Here is a 22,356-nt window from a genome sequence, read left to right as displayed (position 1 = left end):
CCTGGGAATGACCCAAGCCTCGCGTCCGGCCGGTCAACGCCCGTGCAGCGCCGGTGCAGCGGGCGTACAGGGCACCGCCAATTCCCGGGAACGGCGGCCCTGTTCGTCAGGAGGCGGGCCTCGCCCTGCGGTCGCGGACCAGGCCCGCGCCGGCCCCGAGGGACACGGCCCCCATGCCGGCCGCCGTCAGCACCCCCTGCGCTCCGTCGATCACGAAGGGGGCCGCGGCGGCGACCATGAGGTTGAAGAGGAAGAGGAACCACAGGACGGGACGGGAGGGGAGCAGGGCCTTCATGACGGGACTTCCTTCGGGACGCCGGAACGGGGCTCGCGCTTGCGAGACCAACGATCCCGCCCCGGACCTGCGCAAACGAGGGAGCGTGCTCCCCAGGTCATGGTGTAGACAGGTACACCATGACGATGGACGTACTGCGATACGTGGCCTTCACCACCGACCCGGCCGGCGGCAACCCGGCGGGGGTCGTCCTGGACGCCACCGGCGCCGACGAGGCGGCCATGCTCGCGACGGCGGCCGAAGTGGGCTACTCGGAGACGGCGTTCGTGGTGCCCGGTGACGACGGCACCCTGTCGGTGCGGTACTTCAGCCCGCTCGCCGAGGTGACCTTCTGCGGACACGCGACGATCGCCACCGCCGTCGCCCACGCGGACCGGCACGGCCCCGGGCCCCTGATCCTGCACACCAGGGCGGGCGTCGTCCCCGTCACCAGCACCGTGGCCGACGACGGGACGACCAGCGCGACCCTGGTGAGCGTCGCGCCGCGCACCGAGCCCCTCGCGGAGGCCGACCTGGCCGAACTGCTGTCCGCGCTGCGCTGGTCGGCCGGCGACCTGGACCCGGCGCTGCCGCCGCGGGTGGCCTACGCGGGCGCCTGGCATCCGGTGCTGGCCGCCGCCGACCGGGGCCGCCTGGCGGACCTCGACTACGACATGCCCGCGCTCACCGCGCTGATGGCCCGCCGGGGCTGGACCACGATCGACCTGGTCCGGCGGGAGTCGCCCACCGTCTTCCACGCCCGCAACCCGTTCCCGCCCGGCGGTGTGGTCGAGGACCCGGCGACCGGAGCGGCGGCCGCCGCCCTCGGCGGGTACCTGCGCGAACTCGGACTCGTCCCCGTACCCGCGACCCTGACGATCCATCAGGGCGAGGACATGGGACGCCCGAGCCTCCTCACGGTCTCCGTCCCCGAGGGAAGGGACACCGGCATCGCCGTCACGGGCGCGGCCGTCCCCGTCTGAGCGGGGAACGGGAGAGAGGGCTGTCCGGAGCCGGGTCGGCGCGCGGCCCCGGGCGGGGTGGCCGGTGGCCCCCGTTATCCCCGGTTCGCCGGGTGGACGCCCAGCCGCTCGCCGATCTCCTCCGCCATGACCCGGCCGGCCTCGAACTCGAGGGTCTCGTCGCCGAGCGTGCTCTGGTCGGTGTCGAGACCGTCCAGCTCCTCCAGGGGCTGGTTCAGCCGGATGTGCGCGAGCACCGAGTGCAGGGCGCGCAGGGTCGCCGAGGCGGTGGAGCCCCAGTTGGAGAAGTAGGAGAACTGCCACCACCACAGGGCCTCGGTGACCCGGCCCGCGCGGTAGTGGACCATGCCGTGGCGCAGATCGGCGATGACGTCGGCGAGGTCGTCGGAGATCCGGGCCGGCACGGGCGCCTTGCGGGGCTCGTACGGGTCGAAGACCTCCGAGTAGACGTCCACCGGCTCCAGCAGCCGGGCCAGGTTCTCGCGGAGCTCGTCGGCGTCGGGCTCGAAACCCGGGTCGGGCTCGTAGCGCTCGTCGGGGACGATGTCCTCGTGCGCGCCGAGCCGGCCGCCGGCCAGGAGCAGCTGGGAGACCTCCAGCAGCAGGAAGGGGACCGCCGAGCCCGGCTCGTCACCCTTCGCCACCTCGGTGACGGCCACCAGGAAGCTCTCGACCTGGTCCGCGATCTGGACCGCGAAGTCGTCCGGGTTCCGTCCCGTCGCGTGCAGCGTGGCGTCAGACATCTAGGAGTCGTCTCCCCTCGAAGGCGCGGCCGAGGGTGACCTCGTCCGCGTATTCCAGGTCGCCGCCCACCGGGAGGCCGCTGGCCAGGCGGGTGACCTTCAGGCCCATGGGTTTGATCATGCGGGCGAGGTAGGTGGCCGTCGCCTCGCCCTCCAGGTTGGGGTCCGTGGCGAGGATCAGCTCCGTGACCGTGCCGTCGGCCAGCCGCGCGAGCAGCTCCCGGATGCGCAGGTCGTCGGGGCCGACGCCCTCGATGGGGCTGATGGCGCCGCCCAGGACGTGGTACCTGCCGCGGAACTCACGGGTGCGCTCGACCGCGACGACGTCCTTCGGCTCCTCGACGACGCAGATGACCGCCGGGTCGCGGCGCGGGTCCCGGCAGATGCCGCACAGCTCCTCCTGCGCCACGTTGCCGCAGGTGGCACAGAAGCGGACCTTCGCCTTGACCTCCATCAGGGCCTGCGCGAGCCGCCGTACGTCCGTCGGTTCCGCCTGGAGGATGTGGAAGGCGATCCGCTGCGCGCTCTTGGGACCGACGCCGGGCAGCCGCCCCAGCTCGTCGATGAGGTCCTGGACCACGCCTTCGTACAACGGACTGCCGTCCTTCCTGAGGTTCCTTGCGGTACGTACGGTAGTCGGCCGAGGCCGGTCCGCGTAAGGCGGACCGGTCCTAGAAAGGCAGACCCGGGATGCCGCCGCCGCCCAGTCCCTGGGCCAGCGGGCCGAGCTTCTGCTGCTGGAGCGTCTGCGCGTTCTCGTTGGCCGCCTGGACCGCCGCGACGATCAGGTCGGCGAGGGTCTCGGTGTCCTCCGGATCCACCGCCTTCGGGTCGATCCGCAGTCCGCGCAGCTCGCCGGAGCCGGTCACGGTGGCCTTCACCAGGCCGCCGCCCGCCTGACCGTCGACCTCCGTGTTCGCCAGCTCCTCCTGGGCACGGGCCAGGTCCTGCTGCATCTTCTGGGCCTGCTGGAGCAGCTGCTGCATGTTGGGCTGGCCACCACCGGGAATCACGATCAGCTCCTGTGTCCTGCGACTGTCGGGCGTGCCTTCGGGCGGGTCTTTCCCGCTCGGCACGAGCCTACGTGGTCTGTGCGGGTGTCGCCCCAGCACTCTTTCGAGTGAGTTATGTGTGAGTCCTATACCTGATCAAGGCCCACTTCCAGGCGTAAAAGAGGCGAAACCTTCCTCTTCGCCACCCATTGGGAGGTAGGAAAGGTCCGGCGCGTCAGCATCAGCCGTCACGGGTGTCACGCGACGTGAGGGGTCGGACCGGTCGGGATGGAACGGTCCGGGTCGAGGGTCGGGATCAATCGGCCGGGATCGGTCGGGATCAGTAGGGAGTGCCGGGTGGGTCAGCAGCCGGAGATGCAGCCCGAGGGTCCGCCCCAGGACGGGCGGAGTGAGGGCGCGGCCGGACTGCGCCCGGGCGATCTGGCCGGGCGGACGCTTCCGCACGGGGACTGGGGCGAGCCCGCCGAGCGGCTGGACGAGCTGTACCGCTGGGTGGAGTCCGGGGCCCTGGCGACCGCCGCCTGGTACCTCGCGGACCGGGTGGGCAAGCGGCGGGCCGCCCGGGTCCTGCGCACCGGGGCGGCGGTGGGGGCGGTGTGCGCGGCGGCGCTGCCGCTGCTGGACGTGACCCGGGTGGTGGGCGGTGTCGCGCCCTGGGGCTATCTGGCCCTGCTGCTGGCGGTGGCGTGCCTGGCCGTGGACCGGTTCTTCGGCGTGACGTCCGGCTGGATGAGGGACGTGGCCACCGCCCAGGCCGTGCAGCGCCGGATCCAGGTGCTCCAGTTCGACTGGGCCTCGGAGAGCGTCCGCGAGGTGCTGGGCCCGGCGGAGGGCACGGCGAGCGAGGCCGCCGAGCGGTGCCTCGCGGTGCTGCGCCGCTTCTCGGAGGACGTCACGGAGCTGGTGCGCACGGAGACGGCCGACTGGATGGTCGAGTTCCGGACCGGGCCCGCTCCGATGGGGATGCAGGCGGCGGTCGCCCCCGGCGGACGCCCGGAGGCCGGTTCGGGATACGGCCGCCTGCCGATGCCGCCCGGCGCGAACACCCGCCCCAACATGCCCCGCCAACGCCCCCCGGAACCCCGCTGACACCCCCGGCCCGGACCGCCTCCCCGGTGGGCGCCCCGCCCCGTCACCCGGGCGAACGCGGAAGCCGCCCTGCGGTCGCCCGCAGGGACTCGCGGACCGGACGGCACACGCGAGGGCGGCTCGCTCGGGCGATCGCAAAGTCGTCGTGCGATCGCAGGCCGGACATCCCGGAATCGGCGGCCCCGGTGAGGGAACGGCCGCCCGCTCGCCCGCGCCCTCGGCAGCCGACCGCTTCCCCGGGCCCGGAGGTGACGGGGTCAGTTGCGGGTGTAGGTGAGTTTTTCGCCGGTTCCGGTGTTCTCGCGGCGCAGGCCGCCGTCGGTGAGGAGGGTGACCTCCGAGGCGGCGCCGGGGGTGCACGCGGAGAGGGGTTCTCCGGCGGTGACCTTCGAGGGGCCGATCTCCAGCGGGCCGTCGCCGCCCGGGCGACGGGAGAGCGTGGCGCTGAACTCGCAGTGGTAACCCTTGCCGTCGGCGATGAGCGCGAGCACCGTGTCGCCCACCTTCCCCTGGGTGAGGGTCAGCCGCCGGGTCTCCTTGCCGCCCGCGCCGGTGACCGTGGTGGTCCAGCTCCCGAGGTAGGAATCGGGAACCACGCCGTCCGCCGCGGACGCGGAGGGGGACGCCGAGGACGGGGCGGACCCGGTCGGGTCCGGTGACGGCAGCTGCGAGCCCTTCGCCGCGGAGGACCCCGCGGGCGTGGGCTGCGCGGTGGTGTCGCCGTCCCCGTTCATGAACGCGTACACCGATCCGCCCGCCGCGACCGCGACCACCAGGGCCACCGCCACGAGCAGGCCGGTCGTACGGCCGCTGCGGCGCGGCGGCTCCTGCGGCTCCTGCGGGTCCGCCGGTCCGTACCCGCCGTACCCGGCGCCGGTACCGGGGCCCGCCGGACCGTCCGCGTACGGGTTGTACGGCGCCTGTCCGCCGGGCGCGGGCGACCAGCCGTCCGGCAGGGCCGGGGGCACGGACGGCTGCGGATGCTGCTGAGGGCGGCCGTACGCCGGGTGGGCCGGGGCGGTCGCCCCGGGCGGGAGGGGCTGCGCGGGGATGCCGTCGGCGCCCGCGAGCAGCGTGGGGCGGTGGTCCGCCGAGGACGCGTCCTCGCGCGGGCCGGAGTGCTGCGGGAAGGCCTCGGAGGCGGCCGCCGGGTAGGCGCCCGCGGCGGGCCGGGCCGGCGGACCCGACTGCGCGGGGGCCGCGGGGTGGACGGACGGGCCGGAGTAGGAGGGGGACGGGAAGGGGGAACCCGGACCGGACAGGTCCGCACCCGCCGTTCCGCCGGTGCCCTCGGGGTCCTCCACCTCCAGCAACCGCACGGCGTGACGGCCGAGCTCGGCCACCAGGGAGCCGGGCAGCCACGGATCGCGGGAGCGGCCGTCGGAGACGGTGTCGTCGACCCCGGTGAGCTCCAGGACGCGGTCGAGGGAGGGACGGGCGCCCGGGTCCTTGCGCAGACAGCCGCGGACCAGGTCGGCGATGCCCTCGGGGACGCCCGACAGGTCGGGTTCGTTCTGGGCGATGCGGAACATCAGGGCGTGCGGCCCGCTGTCGGCCGGACCGAAGGGCAGCCCGCCGGTGGCGGCGTAGGTGATGACGGAGCCGAGGCAGAAGACGTCGCTCGCGGGCGTGACCGGGGCGCCGCGCAGCTGCTCGGGGGCCATGAAGCCGGGCGAGCCGATGACCGCGCCGGTCTGGGTCAGCCGGCTGTCCCCGCTCACGCTCTCCAGGGCCCGCGCCACACCGAAGTCGATGACGCGCGGCCCCTCGATGGTGACCATCACGTTGGACGGCTTGAGGTCACGGTGGACGATCCCGGCCGCGTGGATGTTGGCCAGCGCGTGGGCGAGCCCGGCGGCGAGGATGCGCACCGACCGCTCGGGCAGCGGGCCGTGGTCGTGGCTCACGACCTGCTGGAGGCTCGGCCCCGCGACATAGCCGGTGGCCACCCAGGGCACGGCGGCCTCGGTGTCGGCGTCCAGGACGGGCGCGGTCCAGAACCCGCCGACCCGCTGGGCGTTGCGCACCTCCTGCCGGAACCGCGCCCGGAACTCCTCGCGTGCCGCCAGCTCCCGCCGGACCAGCTTCACGGCGACGGTCCGCCCCCGGTCCGACCGGGCGAGGTAGACCTGCCCCATGCCGCCCGCGCCCAGCCGCGCGAGCAGCCGGTAGCCGCCGATGCGCTGCGGGTCCTCCGGGCCCAGCTTCTCCATCGCAGCGCCGCCTCTCCCGCACATGTGTGATCGGTCCATGTGCATTCCAGCCGAGAATAATCCGGCGGTCCGGGCCGTAGTGCGGCGCGCTGTCTACGGTTGCGTAACAGCGCGCTCGGCCCGCCCGGCGGCTCGGACAGCCGTTCCCCCGGGGCCGGGGTCCGCCCACCCCCGGCCCGCCGGCGTGCGCGGACCCGTCCGCACGCCCGACAACCTGTCGCTAAAACGTCCCCTCCACGGAACAGGACGCCGATACCGCTTCCGCATCGCGGACATTTACGCTCACCGGCATGACCCCTCAGACCGACCCCCAGGCCGGCGCCGCCGTGAAGGCCGCGGACCGCGCGCATGTCTTCCACTCCTGGTCCGCCCAGGAGCTCATCGACCCGCTCGCCGTGGCCGGCGCGCAGGGGTCCTACTTCTGGGACTACGACGGCAAGCGGTACCTCGACCTCACCAGCGGGCTCGTCTACGCGAACATCGGCTACCAGCACCCGAAGGTCGTCGCCGCGATCCAGGAGCAGGCCGCCCACCTGACCACCTTCGCGCCCGCCTTCGCCGTCGAGGCCCGGTCGGAGGCGGCCCGTCTGATCGCCGAGCGCACCCCCGGCGACCTCGACAAGATCTTCTTCACCAACGGCGGGGCGGACGCGGTCGAGCACGCCGTGCGGATGGCCCGGCTGCACACCGGGCGCGCCAAGGTGCTGTCCGCCTACCGCTCGTACCACGGCGGCACCCAGCAGGCCGTGAACCTCACCGGCGACCCGCGCCGCTGGGCCTCCGACACCGCGACGGCCGGCGTCGTGCACTTCTGGGCGCCCTACCTGTACCGCTCCCGCTTCTACGCGGAGACGGAGGAGCAGGAGACCGCGCGGGCGCTGGAGCACCTGGAGACGACGATCGCCTTCGAGGGGCCCGGGACGATCGCCGCGATCATCCTGGAGACCGTCCCCGGCACCGCCGGGATCATGGTGCCACCGCCCGGCTACCTCGCCGGGGTGCGCGAGCTGTGCGACACCCACGGGATCGTCTTCGTCCTGGACGAGGTCATGGCCGGGTTCGGTCGCACCGGCGAGTGGTTCGCGGCCGACCTGTTCGACGTGAAGCCCGACCTGATGACCTTCGCCAAGGGCGTGAACAGCGGCTATGTCCCGCTCGGCGGGGTCGCGATCTCCGGCGCCATCGCGGAGACCTTCGCCAGGCGGCCCTACCCGGGCGGTCTGACGTACTCCGGGCACCCGCTGGCCTGCGCGGCCGCCGTCGCGACGATCGGCGTCATGGCGCAGGAGGGCATCGTCGAGAACGCGAGGGACCTGGGTGCCTCGGTCGTCGGTCCGGGGCTGCGGGAGCTGGCCGAGCGGCACGTCAGCGTCGGCGAGGTTCGCGGGGTCGGCATGTTCTGGGCGCTGGAGCTGGTCAAGAACCGGGAGACCCGCGAGCCGCTGGTGCCGTACAACGCGGCCGGCGAGGCCAACGCGGCGATGGCCGCGTTCGGGGCGGCCGCCAAGAAGGCCGGTGCGTGGCCGTTCGTGAACATGAACCGCACCCACTTCGTTCCGCCGCTCAACGTCTCCGAGTCCGAGGTCAAGGAGGGCCTTGCGGCCCTGGACGCGGCCCTCACCGTGGCCGACGAGTACACGGAGCGCTGACACCACCCGGCGGGAACCGGGGTGCGTCCGGGGCGGATCACGGGGTCCGTGCGCAGCCGGTCCGGAATTCGTCGAACGCGTAAGGTGGCGTGCTCGTACATACCGACGAGCACGCCCTTTCCTTCCGCACCGACGATGGAGACGCCCCGACCATGCCCGGCAGCACCGGCAGCGGAGCCGTGACGCGCAGCACCCTGCGTCAGCAGATCGCCGACGCGCTTCGCGACGAGGTGCTGGGCGGACGGCTCAAGCCGGGCCAGGAGTTCACCGTCAAGGAGATCGCCGAGCAGTACGGCGTCTCCGCGACCCCCGTGCGCGAGGCCCTGGTCGACCTCTCCGCGCAGGGGCTCCTGGAGGCCGACCAGCACCGGGGCTTCCGGGTCCACGAGTACTCCGTGCAGGACTTCCGGGGCATGATCGAGGCGCGCAGCCTGATCATCGAGGGCATGTTCCTCGCCCTGGACGAGGGCCGGCGGCACCACCACGACTACGAGGACCCGCGGACCGCCGCCGCCATCGCGGGGGTGCGCCGCCGCGGCGAGGAGGCGCAGCGGGCCGCGTCCGCCGGCGACCTCACCGTGCTCATCGGCTACGACCTGCGTTTCTGGCGCGAGTTGAGCGCCCTGTTCGGCAACCCCTATCTCGCCGACTTCCTGCACCGGCTGCGGTTGCAGTCCTGGGTCTGCACGGTCCAGCACCTGCCCCGGCCGGCCGATCTGCGCGGCCTGCTGTGGTCGGGACACACCGAACTGGTCGACGCCCTGTACGACCGCGACACCGCCACCGCGCGCGTGATCCTCGCCGCGTACAACGACGACTCCATGGCCCTGATCGAGCGGCTGGCCGCTCAGTGAGCGGGGCACAAGCCCCCGGCCCGCCCCGCACCGCACGGCACACGGGGCCCGTCGCGCTCTCCGTCGTCATCCCCGCCTACAACGAGGAACGCCGGCTGGGCCCCACCCTGGACGCCGTCACCCGCCACCTCGACGGGGAGGGCGGCCGCTGGGGCAGCTGGGAGGTCCTGGTCGCCGACGACGGCTCCACCGACGCGACCCGTGAACTCGTCACCGTCCGCCGGGACCCCCGGATACGGCTCGTCGCCGGACCCGGCACCGGCAACCGGGGCAAGGGCCACGCCCTGCGCAACGGGGTCGCCGCCAGCCGGGGCCACCACGTCCTGGTCATGGACGCCGATCTCGCCACCCCCGTCGAGGAACTGGAACACCTGGAGAAGGCGCTCGCCGACGGCCACGCGGCGGCGATCGGCTCACGGGCCGTGCCCGGCGCGACCCTCGGCGACCGCCAGCACCGGATACGCGAACTCCTCGGCACGGCGGGCAGCGTCCTCATACGCCGGACGACCCTGCGCGGCACGCGGGACACCCAGTGCGGGTTCAAGCTGTTCGAAGGCGACCGGGCCCGCACCGCGTTCGCCGCCTCCCGCCTCAACGGCTGGGCCATCGACGTGGAGGTGCTGAGGCACTTCCAGCGCGCCGGCTGGCCGGTCGCCGAGGTGCCCGTGCACTGGTCGCACCGGCCCGGCTCGAAGGTGCGGCCCGCGGACTACCTCCGGTTCCTGCGCGACCTGGTCCGGCTGCGGATACCGGTCCCGAGGGCGGCGGACGTCGTCGCCGTCCTGCTGTTCCTCGCGATGGCGGCGGCCCTGCACTCGGGCCACCTCCTCGACCCGGCCCACCGCTACCTCACCGACTCCCTCCAGGACCAGAACCAGTGGGAGTGGTTCTTCGCGGTCACCGCGGACAACGTCGCCCACCTGCGCAATCCCCTGTTCACCGACCTCCAGGGCTTCCCCGGCGGCGTGAACCTGATGGCCAACACCACGATGCCGGGTCTCTCCGTCCCGCTCACCCCCCTCACGCTGCTGCTCGGCCCGGCCGTGACGCTCACCCTGGTGCTGACGCTGGGGACGGCGGCGACGGCGGCCGCCTGGTACCGGCTGATCGTGAAACGCCTGGTGCGCCAGCGCGCGGCCGCCTTCGCCGGGGCCGCGCTGGCCGCGTTCGCCCCGCCCCTGGTCAGCCACGCCAACGCCCACCCGAACTTCGTCGTGCTGTTCATGATCCCGGCGATCATCGAGCGCGCGCTGCGGCTCACGACCGGGGAGCGGGTCACCCGGGACGCGGTGGTCCTCGGCCTGATGACGGCCTACCAGGTCTTCCTCGGCGAGGAGCCCCTGCTGCTGGCCGCGGTCGGCATGCTGCTGTTCGCCGTCGCCTACGGCGCGGTCCGCCCCGACGTCGCCCGCCGGGCGGCGCGGCCCCTGCTGACCGGTGTGGCGATCGCCGCCGCCGTGTGCCTGCCGCTCGTGCTCTACCCCCTGGCCTGGCAGTTCTCCGGACCGCAGAGCTACACCGGCATCGACCACGGCACCGCGCCCGGCGTCGCCAACTCCGTGCGGGCGCTGCTCTCCTTCGCCGAGCGCTCGCTGATCGCGGGCGACGCCCGCCGGGCCGACGCGCTCTCCCTCAACCCCACCGAGCAGAACGCCTTCTACGGCTGGCCGCTGGTCCTGCTGGCCCTCGCGATCACGGTGGGGCTGTGGCGGCGGCCCGCGGTCAGGGCGCTGGCCTTCACGGCGGCGGGCGCGGCGGTGCTGTCGCTGGGGTCGCGGATCGCCCTCCCCCTCACCGGCACCTCCGTCCCCGGGCCGTGGGCCGCGCTCGCCGCTCTCCCGCTCTTCGAGTCGGTCATCGAGAGCCGGTTCGCGCTGGTCTGCGCCCCGCCGCTGGGCATGCTGCTCGCCCTGGCGGTCGACCGGCTGGCGCGCGCCCGCCGCCTGGGCACGCAGTACGCGGGCGTGCTCGCCGTCTGCCTCGCCCTGCTCCCCCTCGTCCCCGCCCCGCTGAAGTCCGGGCCGCGCGCCGAGGTGCCCGCCTTCTTCACCGAGGGCACCTGGAAGACGTACGTCAGGGACGGCGAGACGCTGGTCCCGGTGCCGCTCGCCGACCCCCAGGACGCCGAGGCGCTGCACTGGCAGACGGTGTCGGGCCTCGGCTTCCGGATGCCGGGGGGCTACTTCAACGGCCCCCAGGGCGACGGCGACCGCACCGGCGTCTACGGTGTCCCGCTGCGCTTCACGGCGAGCCTGCTGCGGGACGTGCGGTACACGGGCGTCGTCCCGGTGGTGGACGCCCGCGCCCGGGCCGCGGCCCGCGAGGATCTCGCCCACTGGCGGGCGGGCGCGCTGGTGCTGGCCCCGCAGCCGCACGCGGACCGGCTGCGTGAGACGGTGGACGAGCTGGTCGGCCGGCCGGGTAGGCGGGTGGCCGGAGTGTGGGTATGGGACCTGCACGAGGGGAGCTGATGCGTGCCGCACCGACTAGTCTTCCCTGACCGGTCAACGTACTGAGTGAGGAGCTCTCTTTGGCCTGTGACCTGTGGCTGGTGCCGCTCGTCGACGTGTTGTGCCACACCCCCGACAACCCCTTCGCCGACGAACTCGCCCAGTACAACAAGGTGCTGGCCGAGGCGGGTCTCCCGCCGGTGCCGGTGTACCAGTACATGCCCGGGCTGTCCGGCGAGGTCGCCCCGGTGGCCGGCTTCGACTACGACGCCCTGCACTTCCTGCGCCGCGCCTACCTCCTCCAGGTGTGCGGTCTGCCGGTGACGCCGGTGGACGAACTCGGCGGCGACTACGAGCAGCTCCTCGAGATGTTCGAGGCGACGGCCAAGCAGTCGCACCTGGTCTGGCACTACGACCACGCGGGCGCGTACGTCCCCGTGGACTTCCCGCAGCCGCTGTCCAATGACGAACTCCTCGCGGGCGGCGGCCCGTTGGGTTCCGCGCAGTCCCTGTTGCGGGAGCTGGAGTTCGTGGGTCCGTCCATCGGCATCGATCCGGCCAATCCGCCGGCCGCCCCGCAGCCGCCCGCCGGTCCGACGGAGTTGGAGGAGCCCGCCGTCGCGGCGCCGTACGATCCCAGTCCGTTCGCGCGCGAGCGCCACGTGTGGCTGGGGCTGTACGCGGCGGCGACGCGGAGCCTGGCGCAGGGTTCGATGATCGTCTTCAGCTGACCGGACGTTCAGCGGCCGAGCTGGGACAGACCCCGCTGCACGTCCTCCATGTTCATCACGGGCGTGTAGGAGATCTCGGCTCCGAGGTTGAGGAAGAACGGTTCGCTCAGCACCGGCATCTGCGCGCTGTCCTGCATGTCGAAGAACACGTAGGCGGTGCGCTTGCCGTGGTCGGTGGTGAAGTAGGCCGCTTCGGGCTTGATCTGCTCCATCGACTCCTCGATCAGCTTCGCCAGGGTGCCGCTGCGGATCGCCTCGTTCGCCTTCTCCGTGTCCATGGACGCCTTGAGCAGTACGCGCATCGCACTCACCTTCCTCGGCCGACGCACGTGGATCGTGCAATGCCCAGAATATTCCCGTTCGACCCGTATCGCCCGGTTCGAACAGCGGCTTGGGGAGCACAGCGGAACGGGCCGGCCCGGGGTGTCCCGGACCGGCCCGTGAAGGCGGCGACGGCGCGCCGCCCCGTCGTCACAGGAACGAGTTGATCTCGATCGTCTCGTCCCGGCCCGGGCCCACGCCGATCGCGGAGATCGGGGCGCCGGACATCTCCTCCAGCGCCTTCACGTACGCCTGGGCGTTCTTCGGCAGGTCGGAGAAGGACTTGGCCTTGGTGATGTCCTCGGACCAGCCCGGAAGCGTCTCGTAGATCGGCTTCGCGTGGTGGAAGTCGCTCTGCGAGTACGGCAGTTCCTCGACGCGCTTGCCGTCGATCTCGTACGCCACACAGACCGGGATCTGCTCCCAGCCGGTCAGCACGTCGAGCTTGGTGAGGAAGAAGTCCGTCAGGCCGTTCACCCGGGTCGCGTAGCGGGCGATGACCGCGTCGAACCAGCCGCAGCGGCGGTCGCGGCCGGTGGTCACGCCCCGCTCGCCGCCGATGCGGCGCAGCGCCTCGCCGTCCTCGTCGAAGAGCTCGGTCGGGAAGGGACCCGAGCCGACCCGCGTGGTGTAGGCCTTCAGGATGCCGATGACCCGGCTGATCTTCGTCGGGCCCACGCCCGCGCCCGTGCAGGCGCCGCCCGCGGTCGGGTTGGACGAGGTGACGAAGGGGTACGTGCCGTGGTCGATGTCGAGGAGCGTGCCCTGACCGCCCTCGAAGAGGACGACCTTGTCCGCCTCCAGGGCCTGGTTGAGGAGCAGGACCGTGTCGGTGACGTACGGAGCGAGCTTCTCCGCGTAGCCGAGCAGTTCCTCGACGACCTGGTCGACGGCGATCGCGCGGCGGTTGTACAGCTTGGTCAGCAGCTGGTTCTTGCCGTCGAGCGCCGCCTCGACCTTCTGGGTCAGGATCGACTCGTCGTACAGGTCCTGGACCCGGATGCCGACGCGGTTGATCTTGTCGGCGTAGGTCGGGCCGATGCCGCGCCCGGTGGTGCCGATCTTGCGCTTTCCGAGGAAGCGTTCCGTCACCTTGTCGACAGTGACGTTGTAGGGGGTGATGATGTGCGCGTTGCCGCTGATCAGCAGCTTCGACGTGTCGACGCCGCGCTCGTTCAGACCGCTCAGCTCGGAGAGCAGGACCGACGGGTCGACAACGACACCGTTACCGATGACCGGCGTACAGCCGGGTGACAGAATGCCCGAAGGGAGCAGGTGGAGTGCGTACTTCTGGTCGCCCACGACGACCGTGTGGCCGGCGTTGTTGCCGCCCTGGTAGCGCACTACGTAATCCACCGAGCCACCGAGAAGGTCGGTGGCCTTTCCCTTGCCTTCGTCACCCCACTGAGCACCGAGCAGCACAAGTGCGGGCACGCGCGTACACCCCTTCCGGGTGGGGCATGTCCAAGGCCAGGGGCGTACGCGGTGGCACTTTCCACCGCGTGCACCACGTGCACCGCGACCGCCGTCGGTCGCCGCTTGTCGGACCCGGATGCCCCGGAATAGACCAAGCCCCTGGCGCAATAGCGCAAGGGGCTCTTGCACAAAGATGCTACCCGAGGAAGCGAGGCAGGACCGAGGTGGCGACTTCTCCGACGTCCGATCAGCTGCTGGTGATCGTCGACCCGGCCGCCCGGCGCACGGACGGGGAGTCCGTACGGATCGCGAAAGACGTGCTCAGCGCGGGTGCGGCGAGCACCAAGGTGTGCCTTCCGGAGGACCCGGAGGAGTTCGCCCGGGTCCTGGCCAGGCGGGGTTCGCGGCGGCCCGTGGTGATCGGGGACGACCGCGCCCTGATCCGCGCGGTGGCCCTGCTGCACCGGCAGCGGGCCCTGGCCGAGTGCGTGCTGTCGGTGGTGCCGGTGGGCGCGGCCCTGGGCGTCGCGCACGCCCTGGGGGTGCCCACGGGGGCCGTGGCGGCGGCCCGCGCCGTCCTGGACGGCGCCGAACGCCGTCTCGACGTACTGGTGGACGACAGCGACGGGGTGGTGCTGGGTGCGCTGCGGATACCGCCGGTGCCCCTCGCCACCGCTCCCGAGCCGTCCGTCGCGCAGGCCGGGCTCGTCGCGGGCGGTCATCCGTGGCTGCGGACCTACCAGTCGCTGTTCCGCACGCTGGTCCCGTCGCGGCCGTCCCGGCCCTCCCCCGCGCTCGCCCCGCCCGGACCCGCGCGGCTGCGCATCGAGGTGGACGGCGTGACGCTGGTCGACCTCGACCAGCCGGTGGAGGCGGTGTCGGTGACCCCGGGACCTTCCGGCACGGCGGTCGTGGAGGTCCGGCCGCTGTCCCTGGGCGCGGTGGCGGTGCCCCTGGAGGCGCGGGGGCGGACGGTCACCGTGTCCGGCGCGGACTTCCGCTACCGGGCGGACGCGACGGTCGCCGGCCCGGTACGCCGGCGCACCTGGACGGTGCGGGAAGGGGCCCTCGGCCTGATGCTGCCGGGGCGCTGAGCCGGCTAGCCCTCCTCGAACAGCGTCGCCCGGTGCACGCGCCAGCGCTCCGTCATGGCCACGAGCTCGCCCTCCACGAACTCGAAGAACGCGAGTGTCTCGGCCATCCGGCGCCCGGCGGGCGTGTGCGGGCCGAGACTCAGGACACCCTCGCGCAGCGCGCCCTCCCACCGTTTGACGATCGCGTCGCGGCTGGTCAGCGCCTCGTACCACTGGTCGCCGTGCACCCGGTAGCGCTCCCGCCGCGATCCGGGCTCCCGCTCGCGGGAGACCATGTGCGCCTGGGCCAGGTAGCGCACCGCGCCGGAGACGGCGGCGGGGCTGATCCGCAGCTGTTCGCCCAGTTCGGCGGAGGTCAGCACACCCTCGTCGGAGGAGAGGAGCGCGGCGAAGACCCGCGCCGCCATGCGCTGCATCCCCGCCTCGACGAGCTGGGCCGCGAAGGACTCGACGAACTTCGACACGGCCTCCGCGTCGCGCCCACCCGGGCGTCCACCCGCTGTCTCGCTCATGACCCCATCCTAACGTTTCTTCATGAACTTCCTTATCTTCACAAATTTCTGAAAGAAGCGTAGGTTCGGAGCCATGACGAAGGCCATCTCGGTGTCCGGACTGCACAAGTCCTTCGGCCGTACCCGCGCACTCGACGGACTCGATCTGGAGGTCGGGACGGGCGAGGTGCACGGCTTCCTCGGCCCCAACGGCTCCGGCAAGTCCACCACCCTGCGCGTCCTGCTCGGCCTGCTGCGCGCCGACTCCGGCACCGCGCGGATCCTCGGCCTCGACCCGTGGACCGACGCCGTCGAGGCGCACCGCCGCATCGCGTACGTGCCGGGCGACGTGACCCTGTGGCGCAACCTGTCCGGCGGCGAGGTCATCGACCTGTACGGCAGGCTGCGCGGCGGACTGGACGCGGGCCGCCGGGCCGACCTGGTCGACCGCTTCGAACTGGACCCCACCAAGAAGGGCCGCACCTACTCCAAGGGCAACCGGCAGAAGGTCGCCCTGGTCGCCGCGTTCGCCTCGGACGTCGACCTGCTCGTCCTGGACGAGCCGACCTCGGGCCTGGACCCCCTCATGGAGGAGGTCTTCCGGCGCTGTGTGCGGGAGGAACAAGGCCGCGGCCGCACCGTCCTGCTCTCCTCCCACATCCTCGGCGAGGTCGAGGAGCTGTGCGACCGCGTCAGCATCATCCGCAAGGGCCGCACGGTGGAGACGGGATCGCTGGCCGAGCTGCGCCACCTGACCCGGACCACCGTCACGGCGGAACTCGCGGGCGAACCGGACGGGCTGACCGGACTCCCCGGCGTGCACGACCTCGACGTGCGGGGCCGCCGTGTGAAGTTGCGGGTCGACCCCGACGGACTCGACGCCGTCCTGCGGTCGCTGACCCGGTCGGGCGTCCGCTCGCTCACCTCGGCGCCGCCGACCCTGGAGGAACTGTTCCTGCGCCACTACGAGACGAGCGGGCGGTGAGCGCCCTCGCCGGCACCGGCACCCTGCTGCGCTTCGCGCTGCGCCGCGACCGGCTGCTCGTCCCGGTCTGGGTGGCCGTGAACACCCTGATGGTCCTCTCCATGCCGAGCACCCTGGAAGGGATCTACTCCACCCCCGCCGACCGCGCCCGTCTGCTCCGCCAGATGGACGCCAACGCCTCCTTCCGCGCGCTGATCGGTCCCGTCTTCGACGACTCCCTCGGCGCGCTCACCGCCTGGCGGGTGGGCGTCTTCGCGGGCCTGATCGCCGCGGTGACGAGCCTGCTGGTCGTCGTACGGCACACCCGGGACGAGGAGGAGAGCGGCCGTCAGGAACTCGTCGCGTCCGGTGCGGTGGGCCGCCGGGCCTCCCTGACGGCGGCGCTGCTGGCCGCGGGCGTCGCGAACGGCGTCCTGGCCCTGCTGGTGACGGCGGGCCTGGCGGGGCAGGGGGCGGCGGGCGCGGCGGCCCTGGGCCTCGGCCTCGCCGGGGTCGGCATGCTCTTCGCGACCATGGCGGCGATCGTCGCGCAGCTCACCGAGAGCGCCCGGGCGGCCCGGGGCCTGACGTCCGCCGCCCTCGGCTGCGCGTTCGTCCTGCGCGCCGCGGGCGACTCCGCGGCCGACGACGGGTCGGCGGCGCCGACCTGGCTGTCCCCGCTGGGCTGGCTGGAGAACCTGCGGCCGTTCGCCGGCGAACGCTGGTGGGTGCTCGCGCTGTTCGCCGGCGCGGCCGCCGCACAGGGGGCGGTGGCGTACCTGCTGGCCGGCCGCCGGGACGTCGGCATGAGCTTCCTGCCGGCCCGGCCGGGGCCGGCGACGGGCCGCCTCGGCACGGCCGCCGCGCTGGCGTGGCGGCTGCAACGCGGCGCGGTGGCCGGCTGGAGCGCCGGCTTCCTCCTCGCCGGAGTGGTCTACGGCGGGCTGACGGACGGCGTGGCCGATCTGGTCGGCGACAACGACCGGGCCCGGCAGATCTTCGAGCGGATGGGCGGCCGGTCGGGGCTCACGGACGCGTTCCTCGCCTCGATGGCCGGCATGCCCGGCCTGATCGCGGCGCTGTACGTCGTCGGGTCCGTCCTGCGGCTGCACGGTGAGGAGACGTCGGGCCGCGCGGAACCCGTCCTGGCGAACGCGGTGGGCAGGCTGCGCTGGGCGGCCGGCCACCTCGTGGCCGCCTTCGGCGGCTCGGCGCTGATCATGCTCCTGGCCGGCGCGGGGCTGGCGCTGGGCCACGGCCGGGACGTCCTCCCGCTCCTCGGCGCCTGCCTGGTGCAGCTCCCCGCGATCTGGGTGGTCGGCGCTTCGGCCGTCCTGCTGTACGGCACGGCCCCCCGTCTCGCGCCGGCGGCCTGGGGCGTGGCGGGCGCGATCCTGCTCATCGGCTGGATCGGTCCCGCGCTGGACGCTCCGCGGGCGGTCATGGACCTGTCCCCCTTCGCCCACCTGCCGAAGCTGCCCGGCGGCGGGATGCGGTGGACCCCGGTGCTGCTCCTGCTGACGGCGGCCGCCGCCCTGACCACCGCCGGCCTGGCCGCCCTGCGCCGCCGCGACATGACGACGTAGACAGCCGCGCGGGGCGGCAACCGGGGCGGGCGGGGCCGCGTCCGTGTCCGGTATGGGACAACGTACGCAGGCGGCCGGCGGGTGCCTCGCCATGGCGCTCGGCTGGGGCGCGGGCCTCGCGGTGTGGTCCGTCGACGTCCGCGCCCGCTTCTGGCGCTTCGAGCAGAGCCCCGACTTCAGCGTCCTCTACGCGCAACTGCCGCTCGCCCTGCTGGGCGGGACGGCCGCGGGCCTGGCCCTGTGGGCCGTGTCCACCCGCCTCGCGAGCCGCCTCAGACGGTGACGTCGAGCCCCTCCAGCCCTCTGATCACGAAGTTCGGCTTGCGCCGGGGCTCCGCCGCCAGGGCCAGCTTCGGCGCCTTCTCCAGCAGGGCCGTCATCGAGGCGGCGAGCTCGATGCGGGCCAGCGGGGCGCCGATGCAGTAGTGGATTCCCGCGCTGAAGGAGATGTGCGGGTTGTCGGCGCGGGTGAGGTCGAGCCGGCCGGGCTCGGCGAACACGGCCGGATCGTGGTTGGCCGACCCGAAGAGCATCGCGATCTCGGCGCCCCGCGGCACGGTCGTCCCGTCGATCTCGATGTCGTCGAGCACCCACCGCTCGAAGAGCTGGAGCGGGGTGTCGTACCGCATCAGCTCCTCGACGGCGGTGGGCACCAGCGAGTGGTCGGCGCGCAGCGCGTCCAGCTGCCCGGGGTTCCTGAAGAGCGCCCACCAGCCGTTCACGGTGGCGTTCACGGTCGCCTCGTGGCCCGCGTTGAGCAGCAGCACCGCGGTCGAGATCAGCTCCTGCTCGGTGAGCCGGTCGCCCTCGTCGTGCGCGGCGATGAGACCGGAGATCAGGTCGTCGCCCGGCCGCGCGCGCCGCAGGGCGATGAGCTCGCGCAGGTACGCGGAGAACTCCTCGGATGCCCGCACGGCCCTCGCCGCGGTCTGCGGCGACGGGTTGAGCTCGTACATCCCGCAGATGTCCGCCGACCAGGGCCGCAGAGGCCCCCGGTCCGACTCGGGGATGCCGAGCATCTCGGCGATCACGGCGACGGGCAGCGGTTCGGCTACGTCGACGAGCAGGTCTCCCCCGCCGGCCTCCACCAGCCGGTCCACCAGTTCCCCGGCCAGCCGCCGTACGTACGGCTTCAGCCGCTCCACCGTGCGCGGGATGAACGCCTTCGACACCAGCCGCCGGATCCGGGTGTGGTCGGGCGGCTCCAGGTCGAGCATCCCGTGGTCGTTGAGCGTGTGGAACGGCTCCTGATCCGCCGGGGGCGCCGTCCGCCCGAAGTCCTCGTGCGTGAAACGGTGCTGGTACGTCCGCCCCAGCCGCCGGTCCCGCAGCAGCGCCGACACGTCCGCGTGACGCGGTACCAGCCACTGGCCGGTCGGCTCGTAGCGGATCACCCGCCCCCGCTCCCGCAGTTCGGCGTACGCCGGGTACGGGTCCGACAGGAACGCGGGATCCCAGGGATCGAAGGAGAGGTCGTCGACTGCTGCCATGGACGGACGCTAGCCGCTGGACGGGCTGCTGACCAGGGGGGTCCTGGCACGACGGGTACGGCGGGAGGAGGCGGGCGGGCACGACGGCCCGCCGCAGGAGACAGCCGCGGGGCGCCTCCGCCCCGGCCCGGCCGCCCCGGCGCGGGCGGTGCCGGACGCCCCCCTGGGGCGTGTTTCGCCCTAGCCCGGTGTCACCAGCCTCGCCTCGTACGCGAAGACCGCCGCCTGGGTGCGGTCCCGCAGCCCCAGCTTGACCAGGATCCGGCTCACATGGGTCTTGACCGTCGACTCGGCCACCACCAGCCGCCCGGCTATCTCCAGGTTCGACAGGCCCTGGGCGATCAGGACCAGCACCTCCGTCTCCCGCTCGGTCAGGTCGCCGTAGGCCGCGAGGGCGGTCGGGGACAGGCGCGGGGTGTCCGACAGCTTCGAGAACTCGGTGATCAGCCGCCTGGTGACGGACGGGGCCAGCAGTGCCTCGCCGGCCGCCACCACCCGGACCCCGTCCGCCAGTTGCCGGGCCGACGCGTCCTTCAGCAGGAAGCCCGAGGCACCCGCGCGCAGCGCCTGGTAGACGTACTCGTCCAGATCGAAGGTCGTCAGCACCAGGACCTTCGCCGCGCCGTCCGCCGCCACGATCTCCCGCGTCGCCTCGATGCCGTTCAGCTCGGGCATGCGGATGTCCATGAGGACCACGTCCGGGGCCAGCTCCCGCACCCGCTCGACCGCCTGGCGGCCGTTGACCGCCTCGCCCACCACCTCGATGTCCGGCATCGCGTTCAGCAGGACCGAGAAGCCCTCGCGCACCATCATCTGGTCGTCGGCGATCAGTACTCGGATGGTCATGTCCCACTCTCGCTCGCGGCGGCCACCGGCAGGAACACCGTCACCTCGTAGCCGCCCGCCGGCGTCGGCTCCGCGGTCATCTCGCCGTTCAGCATGCCCACCCTCTCCCGCATCCCCGTGATGCCGTGCCCGGCCCCCGGCGAGGGCTTGACCAGGGACGGGTTCGGCGGCGGGGCGTTGACCACCCGAAGTCCCAGACCGCCCAGGACGTACCCGATCTCCACGCGGGCGCTCGCGCCGGGAGCGTGGCGCAGCGTGTTGCTCAGCGCCTCCTGCACGATCCGGTACGCCGAGAGCTCCACGCCCTGGGGCAGTTCCCGGACCGCGCCCGTGACCGTCTTCTCCACGTCCAGGCCGGTCTCCCGCACGTTCGCGAGCAGACCGTCCAGTTCGGCGAGCGTGGGCTGCGGGGCGTCGGGGACCTCGTAGTCCTCGGCGCGGACCACCCCCAGCACCCGGCGCAGCTCGGTGAGGGCGGCCACCGCGTTCTCCCGGATGGTGGCGAAGGCCTTCTCCAGCTCCGGCGGCGGGTTCTCCACCCGGTAGGGCGCGGCCTCCGCCTGGATGGCGACCACCGACATGTGGTGGGCGACCACGTCGTGCAGTTCGCGGGCGATCGTGGTGCGCTCCTCCAGCAGGGTGCGGCGGGAGCGTTCGTGGGCGGTGACCGTCTGCTGGGCCGTCACCTCCTCCTCGGCCTGCCGGCGGATGTGCCGGACGGTGACGACGAGGAGCACGATCGCGGAGAAGACCAGCATGGGGGCGACGTCCGTGTCGTAGTGGCCCCAGCTGAAGAAGGTGTCGGCCACGAAGCCGTAGGCCGCGGTCAGCATCCACATCCACGCGGCGATGCGCGGGCGGGTGCGTATCGCCACGACGGTCAGGACGATCAGGTGGGCGGCGAAACTGCCCGGCAGCCAGGGCCACTCGCCGTACGTGGAACCGATGGCGGCGACGACGGTGGTCGCCGCGAGCGACAGCCAGAACGCGCCGACCGGCCGCACCAGCGTCAGCAGCACCGGGGCCAGGGCGAGCAGGCCGGTCAGCATGCCCGTACCGCCGCCCGGGTCGTCCGCCCACGCGATGAACATCGCCAGGGCCCCGGCCACGCCGACCGTGATGTGCCGCGACCATGCCGCGTACTCCCGCCTGCGGCCCTTCGTACCGCGCAGCAGGCGTCCCTGCGGCTCCTTGCGGGGCAGCGGACGGTAGGCGAAGGCGTCGTCGAAGAGGTCCTCGCGCAGGCCGCGCAGGGCGTCCACGGCTGCCCGGAACTCGGGGCTGCGCGGCCGGTAGGCCTCGTAGGAGTCGTCCGGGTCGCCCGGCGCGGGGTGCGGCTGCGTCATGTCGGTCACGTTCGAAACGGTAAGCGCGCGCGGGGCCGGCGTCGTCAGCAGTGAGGGGGGTTCCGACCGGTCCCCCTCAAGTACTACGGGTCCCGCGGGCGGCCCGCCGGCACCCCCGGTTCAGTACCCCGACGGCCGCACCAGCCCCGACTCGTACGCGAACACCGCCGCCTGGGTGCGGTCCCGCAGGCCCAGTTTCACCAGGATCCGGCCCACGTGCGTCTTCACGGTCTGCTCGGCCACGAAGAGCCGCTCGGCCATCTCCGCGTTGGACAGGCCCTGCGCGATCAGCGTCAGCACCTCCGTCTCGCGCTCCGTGAGGTCGCCGACCCGTTCCCTGCGGGGGGACCTGGGCCTGCCGTCGAGACGGGAGAACTCGGCGATCAGTCTGCGGGTCACGCCGGGCGCGAGCAGGGCGTCACCGGCCGCCACCACCCGGACCGCCTCGGCGAGCCGGTCGGCGGAGGCGTCCTTGAGCAGGAACCCGGAGGCCCCGGCCCGCAGCGCGTCGTACACGTACTCGTCGAGGTCGAAGGTGGTGAGCACCAGCACCTTGACGTGCGGGTGCGCGAGGGTGATGCGGTGGGTGGCCTCGATGCCGCCGAGTTCGGGCATGCGGATGTCCATCAGCACGACGTCCGGGGCGAGTTCGTCGACCTTGGCGACGGCGTCCAGGCCGTGCACGGCCTGTCCGACCACCTCGATGCCCGGGTGGGCGTCGAGCAGCACGGTGAAGCCCTGCCGGACCATCTCCTGGTCGTCCGCGATCAGTACGCGGATGGTGCCGCCGGTCGTCATGGGAT

General features: G+C 73.1%; 22 protein-coding genes. 10 read left to right on the top strand and 12 right to left on the bottom strand.

Annotation, left to right across the window (positions count from 1 at the left end):
* Positions 1-106: 106 nt before the first annotated feature.
* On the bottom strand, positions 107-295 hold the full coding sequence (locus tag Saso_RS20075) for a hypothetical protein (RefSeq protein WP_189927034.1): 189 nt from the start codon (positions 293-295) through the stop codon (positions 107-109).
* Positions 296-420: 125 nt separating this feature from the next.
* Here Saso_RS20075 and Saso_RS20070 point away from each other — a divergent pair, with 125 nt between their 5' ends.
* Positions 421-1,257, top strand: coding sequence for a PhzF family phenazine biosynthesis protein (locus tag Saso_RS20070; protein ID WP_189927035.1), 837 nt, complete (start codon positions 421-423; stop codon positions 1,255-1,257).
* 74 nt (positions 1,258-1,331) lie between these two features.
* Here the strand turns inward: Saso_RS20070 and Saso_RS20065 are convergent, their stop codons facing one another.
* The 3 genes from Saso_RS20065 to Saso_RS20055 all read right to left on the bottom strand — a co-directional run bounded on the left by Saso_RS20065 (position 1,332) and on the right by Saso_RS20055 (position 3,013).
* Entirely contained in the window at positions 1,332-2,000 is a 669-nt protein-coding gene (locus tag Saso_RS20065; protein ID WP_189927036.1) for a DUF5063 domain-containing protein, read from the bottom strand.
* The gene (recR, locus tag Saso_RS20060) at positions 1,993-2,592 is read right to left on the bottom strand and encodes a recombination mediator RecR (protein ID WP_189927037.1); all 600 of its coding nucleotides are present in this window, start codon (positions 2,590-2,592) and stop codon (positions 1,993-1,995) included. The genes Saso_RS20065 and recR overlap by 8 nt, the downstream gene beginning before the upstream one ends.
* Before the next feature lie 79 nt (positions 2,593-2,671).
* Positions 2,672-3,013, bottom strand: a complete 342-nt coding sequence (locus tag Saso_RS20055; RefSeq protein ID WP_189927038.1) for a YbaB/EbfC family nucleoid-associated protein — start codon at positions 3,011-3,013, stop codon at positions 2,672-2,674.
* A gap of 354 nt (positions 3,014-3,367) precedes the next feature.
* Between Saso_RS20055 and Saso_RS20050 the strand changes: the two genes are divergently transcribed.
* Entirely contained in the window at positions 3,368-4,102 is a 735-nt protein-coding gene (locus Saso_RS20050) for an SLATT domain-containing protein (protein WP_372442476.1), read from the top strand.
* 257 nt (positions 4,103-4,359) lie between these two features.
* Here the strand turns inward: Saso_RS20050 and Saso_RS20045 are convergent, their stop codons facing one another.
* On the bottom strand, positions 4,360-6,315 hold the full coding sequence (locus Saso_RS20045) for a serine/threonine-protein kinase (protein ID WP_189927040.1): 1,956 nt from the start codon (positions 6,313-6,315) through the stop codon (positions 4,360-4,362).
* A gap of 290 nt (positions 6,316-6,605) precedes the next feature.
* Here Saso_RS20045 and Saso_RS20040 point away from each other — a divergent pair, with 290 nt between their 5' ends.
* The 4 genes from Saso_RS20040 (at position 6,606) to Saso_RS20025 (ending at position 11,999) form a co-directional block, all read left to right on the top strand.
* Positions 6,606-7,964, top strand: a complete 1,359-nt coding sequence (locus Saso_RS20040) for an aspartate aminotransferase family protein (RefSeq protein ID WP_189927041.1) — start codon at positions 6,606-6,608, stop codon at positions 7,962-7,964.
* Positions 7,965-8,116: 152 nt separating this feature from the next.
* Positions 8,117-8,818 (top strand): GntR family transcriptional regulator, encoded by a 702-nt coding sequence (locus tag Saso_RS20035; protein ID WP_189927042.1) that lies wholly within the window; start codon positions 8,117-8,119, stop codon positions 8,816-8,818.
* Positions 8,815-11,289, top strand: coding sequence for a dolichyl-phosphate beta-glucosyltransferase (locus Saso_RS20030; protein ID WP_189927043.1), 2,475 nt, complete (start codon positions 8,815-8,817; stop codon positions 11,287-11,289). Before Saso_RS20035 ends, Saso_RS20030 begins: the two co-directional genes overlap by 4 nt.
* A gap of 59 nt (positions 11,290-11,348) precedes the next feature.
* Positions 11,349-11,999, top strand: a complete 651-nt coding sequence (locus Saso_RS20025) for a hypothetical protein (protein ID WP_189927044.1) — start codon at positions 11,349-11,351, stop codon at positions 11,997-11,999.
* A gap of 8 nt (positions 12,000-12,007) precedes the next feature.
* Here Saso_RS20025 and Saso_RS20020 read toward each other — a convergent pair whose 3' ends face one another.
* Together Saso_RS20020 and Saso_RS20015 are read right to left on the bottom strand one after the other, a co-directional pair.
* The gene (locus Saso_RS20020) at positions 12,008-12,301 is read right to left on the bottom strand and encodes a hypothetical protein (protein ID WP_189927045.1); all 294 of its coding nucleotides are present in this window, start codon (positions 12,299-12,301) and stop codon (positions 12,008-12,010) included.
* Positions 12,302-12,470: 169 nt separating this feature from the next.
* Positions 12,471-13,754, bottom strand: coding sequence for an adenylosuccinate synthase (locus Saso_RS20015; RefSeq protein WP_028806748.1), 1,284 nt, complete (start codon positions 13,752-13,754; stop codon positions 12,471-12,473).
* Between the two features lie 206 nt (positions 13,755-13,960).
* Between Saso_RS20015 and Saso_RS20010 the strand changes: the two genes are divergently transcribed.
* A complete protein-coding gene (locus Saso_RS20010) occupies positions 13,961-14,830 on the top strand; it encodes a diacylglycerol kinase catalytic domain-containing protein (RefSeq protein ID WP_189927046.1) in 870 nt (289 codons plus the stop codon).
* A 5-nt stretch (positions 14,831-14,835) separates the two neighbouring features.
* On the opposite strand, the gene Saso_RS20005 is transcribed toward Saso_RS20010, so the two are convergent.
* Positions 14,836-15,342 (bottom strand): GbsR/MarR family transcriptional regulator, encoded by a 507-nt coding sequence (locus Saso_RS20005; RefSeq protein ID WP_189927047.1) that lies wholly within the window; start codon positions 15,340-15,342, stop codon positions 14,836-14,838.
* A 73-nt stretch (positions 15,343-15,415) separates the two neighbouring features.
* Between Saso_RS20005 and Saso_RS20000 the strand changes: the two genes are divergently transcribed.
* Genes Saso_RS20000 through Saso_RS19990 form a run of 3 tightly spaced genes read left to right on the top strand, consistent with a single transcriptional unit; the run spans position 15,416 to position 18,154 of the window.
* Positions 15,416-16,306 (top strand): ABC transporter ATP-binding protein, encoded by an 891-nt coding sequence (locus tag Saso_RS20000; protein ID WP_189927048.1) that lies wholly within the window; start codon positions 15,416-15,418, stop codon positions 16,304-16,306.
* Positions 16,303-17,871 (top strand): ABC transporter permease, encoded by a 1,569-nt coding sequence (locus Saso_RS19995; protein ID WP_189927049.1) that lies wholly within the window; start codon positions 16,303-16,305, stop codon positions 17,869-17,871. The genes Saso_RS20000 and Saso_RS19995 overlap by 4 nt, the downstream gene beginning before the upstream one ends.
* A gap of 52 nt (positions 17,872-17,923) precedes the next feature.
* Positions 17,924-18,154, top strand: coding sequence for a hypothetical protein (locus Saso_RS19990; protein WP_189927050.1), 231 nt, complete (start codon positions 17,924-17,926; stop codon positions 18,152-18,154).
* Here Saso_RS19990 and Saso_RS19985 read toward each other — a convergent pair.
* The 4 genes from Saso_RS19985 to Saso_RS19970 all read right to left on the bottom strand — a co-directional run bounded on the left by Saso_RS19985 (position 18,144) and on the right by Saso_RS19970 (position 22,351).
* Positions 18,144-19,361, bottom strand: coding sequence for a cytochrome P450 (locus Saso_RS19985; protein WP_189927051.1), 1,218 nt, complete (start codon positions 19,359-19,361; stop codon positions 18,144-18,146). The two genes, Saso_RS19990 and Saso_RS19985, sit on opposite strands and share 11 nt — an antisense overlap.
* A gap of 180 nt (positions 19,362-19,541) precedes the next feature.
* Positions 19,542-20,207 (bottom strand): response regulator, encoded by a 666-nt coding sequence (locus tag Saso_RS19980; RefSeq protein ID WP_189927052.1) that lies wholly within the window; start codon positions 20,205-20,207, stop codon positions 19,542-19,544.
* Positions 20,204-21,553, bottom strand: coding sequence for a sensor histidine kinase (locus tag Saso_RS19975; protein WP_189927112.1), 1,350 nt, complete (start codon positions 21,551-21,553; stop codon positions 20,204-20,206). The genes Saso_RS19980 and Saso_RS19975 overlap by 4 nt, the downstream gene beginning before the upstream one ends.
* A gap of 120 nt (positions 21,554-21,673) precedes the next feature.
* On the bottom strand, positions 21,674-22,351 hold the full coding sequence (locus Saso_RS19970; RefSeq protein ID WP_189927053.1) for a response regulator: 678 nt from the start codon (positions 22,349-22,351) through the stop codon (positions 21,674-21,676).
* Between the last annotated feature and the right edge of the window lie 5 nt (positions 22,352-22,356).

The sequence above is a fragment of the Streptomyces asoensis genome (assembly GCF_016860545.1).
Taxonomy (GTDB): domain Bacteria; phylum Actinomycetota; class Actinomycetes; order Streptomycetales; family Streptomycetaceae; genus Streptomyces; species Streptomyces asoensis.
This window is presented reverse-complemented; position numbering and strand designations above follow the sequence as displayed.